The organism is Coleofasciculus sp. G3-WIS-01 (genome assembly GCF_040223135.1).
In the GTDB taxonomy this organism is placed as follows: domain Bacteria; phylum Cyanobacteriota; class Cyanobacteriia; order Cyanobacteriales; family Coleofasciculaceae; genus Coleofasciculus.
Genome location: NZ_JAVJZI010000080.1, coordinates 1 through 2,730, shown reverse-complemented (window position 1 = coordinate 2,730; position 2,730 = coordinate 1). Strand labels below are relative to the sequence as shown.

The 2,730-nt window shown below is 45.1% G+C and carries 2 protein-coding genes; one reads left to right on the top strand and one right to left on the bottom strand.

Going from position 1 to position 2,730, the window contains the following annotated elements:
* Positions 1 to 180: hypothetical protein (locus RIM23_RS08515; RefSeq protein WP_446366195.1), on the top strand; the 180-nt coding region annotated here is incomplete at its 5' end.
* Positions 181 to 765: 585 nt separating this feature from the next.
* Here RIM23_RS08515 and RIM23_RS08510 read toward each other — a convergent pair.
* Positions 766 to 2,448, bottom strand: a complete 1,683-nt coding sequence (locus tag RIM23_RS08510) for an NAD(P)H-quinone oxidoreductase subunit 4 (protein WP_446366193.1) — start codon at positions 2,446 to 2,448, stop codon at positions 766 to 768.
* Positions 2,449 to 2,730: the final 282 nt, after the last annotated feature.

The following is a 2,730-nucleotide window of genomic DNA, read 5'->3' as shown; positions in this document are numbered from 1 at the left end:
GGAGTTGGAGCCTCTACGCAACAGGAGCGCAAGCCTGGTAGAGCAAGTTTTGACGTTGAATACAGAATCCCACGCGCTCTATCGCCGTGGGAGTGTCAACTCGGTGTATCAAGGTTTTCCGGGCGTTCAGCGATTACCCTTCTTGTAGTGCGATCGCCATTAAAAATTTATCATCCGTAGGGGCGCACCGATGTGCGCCCAAAACCGATGTGCGCCCAAAAACCCATCTAGGGAATTGAATTTTCTGTCAGATGCATCAAACAGCTTTTTTGTCAAATCAGCCCCTGAGCGAGTCCGAGAAATTAGGTAATTAAGTATATTTGTAGTATTTGAGTTTTTCCGACGCTAGGGAGGAAGAATGAACCATCCCTTAAGGTCTTGAAGCGCTTCTTAGTGAAAATTGACAATAAAAAGACCACAATATATTAACGCTATATACCATACTACAACCCGAAAACCCTGTCAAATAAGGATTTACCAAGGGCTTATTCTGCCACCCCTACATCCCCTTATCTTTATAAAATTAAAACTTAAACCTCGAATATAAAAGTTTTATTTATAGTAGCCCAAATATTCAAACCTCCGACGGTTGATCAGAATAGTGCAATATATGAGTTGAGACAGGTTTGACACCTCCAGGCTAAAGCCACATAGACTTTTTACAGTTGTTTTAGAACCTAGCTAATGAATTTATGACATGGGTGGGGCGCACATCGGTGCGCCCCTACAGAATATTATCGGCAATTTCTGAGAAAATTCGAGAAACTAGCGATTATAGGAAACCGTTGCTATAGGTTCCTGAATTTGAGGAACGGAGAATCCTTGGGCATAAATCTGGGGCTTGTCTTGGGCGACTTGGAAATAAGCTTCTCGTAGCTGCGTGTTCACCGCTACTGTCTTGGCATCATAAAGCTGGGTGGCGAGTTTAGGATAGAACCCAATACCCAAAATTAACACTAAAAAGCAAGCGGCAATAAACACTTCCCGTGGTTGAGCATCGGTGTAGACGGCATTAGAAGGCAAAACACAATCCGTACCAAAGCAAACCGCGCCTTCTTCTTCCTTATTCTCGAAGTTGGCATTATCAATATCACAGGTTGGGGCAATCCCTGCTCCGTAAAATACTTGTCTGAGTAGAGAGAGGAGATAGATGGGTGTAAGAATCAATCCCAACGCCGAGAGGAAGACAGTCACTGTACGGAAGGTTGAGCTATAAATATCACTGGTTGTCACACCGACAAAGACAGAAAGTTCACTAGCAAAACCACTCATTCCCGGAAGGGCAATTGATGCCATCGCGGCGGCGGTAAACAGGGCAAATACTTTGGGCATAACCTGACCAATACCACCCATACTATTTAAAGCTAGGGTGTGGGTGCGATCATAAGTAACCCCAGCGAGGAAGAATAGCACGGCGGCAATTAAACCGTGGGAAATCATTTGTAACATCGCGCCACTGATACCTAAGTCCGTGAACGAGGCTATCCCAAGTAGGACAAACCCCATGTGAGACACTGAGGAAAAAGCAAGACGCCGCTTCATATTTGGCTGAGCAAAAGAATTCAATCCGCCATATATGATATTGATCACCCCCAGCATCGCCAAAATTGGAGCAAAGTAAACATGAGCATCGGAGAGTATCTCTAAATTCAGGCGAATTAATCCATATCCGCCCATTTTCAGGAGTACCCCAGCTAAAATCATTGATACAGGTGCAGAGGCTTCACCATGAGCATCAGGAAGCCAGGTGTGTAAGGGGAAGATTGCTAATTTAACACCAAAGGCGATTAACAATCCGGCATACAGTAGGAGTTCTAAAGCTAAGGGGTAATCTTTTATACCCAGTTCAACCATATCAAAGCTGATTGTACCCTCGCCATAGAGTGCCATGGCTAACCCAGCTACCAAAATAAATATAGAAGCGGCGGCAGTATAGAGCAAGAATTTGGTCGCGGCGTATTGACGCTTCTGTCCCCCCCAAATCGAGACGAGGAGATAAACCGGAACGAGTTCCAGTTCCCACATAATAAATAGGAGCAGAATGTCTTGGGCGATGAAGACGCCGATTTGTGCCGAATATAGCACCAGCATTAAAAAATAGAAGAGGCGAGGCTTGTGATCGACTTGCCAAGCGGCGAAAATGGAAAGCGTTGTCACTAATCCAGCCAGAAGCACAAGGGGGAGTGACAGTCCATCCACGGAAACAGCCCAACTCAGACCTAATTGAGGTATCCAGGTATACTTTTCGGTGAGTTGAAATGTGGCACTGCTGGCGTCGTAATGCTGCCAAAAGGTGTACAGCATCAATAGAAAGTCCGCGATCGCAACACCGAGGGCATACCATCGCACCGTTTTACCCCCCTTATCTGGCAGTAGGGGAATGGCAAGAGAGGCAACGAGGGGTAGGAGAGCGATCGCACTCAGCCAGGGAAATGAATTTGCTATCATTGGCGATGAGAAAAAATACTTACTTAACGGATAATGTTATTTTACTAAGCTTTGTAACATTTTTTTTCATAAATATTTATCTTAGATCACCATAAAGCATCTCCCCACCATCACCAGGGTAAAGTGAAAGGGGGGAAAGCCATTCAACAACCCTAACCTAGCTATCGCTGCTCTGTTAGGGATTGCTAGAGACAAATCTAGCAACGCAAGAGTTGAATATCCGCACTGAGTCTAAACTTGGTACAGACTTCCGAATACTTCCCTAGTTCGGATTTGATGACT

Bases quoted from the DNA above. Each gene is read 5' to 3' on its own strand.
- RIM23_RS08510 (WP_446366193.1), bottom strand. From the start codon at position 2,448: ATGATAGCAAATTCATTTCCCTGGCTGAGTGCGATCGCTCTCCTACCC.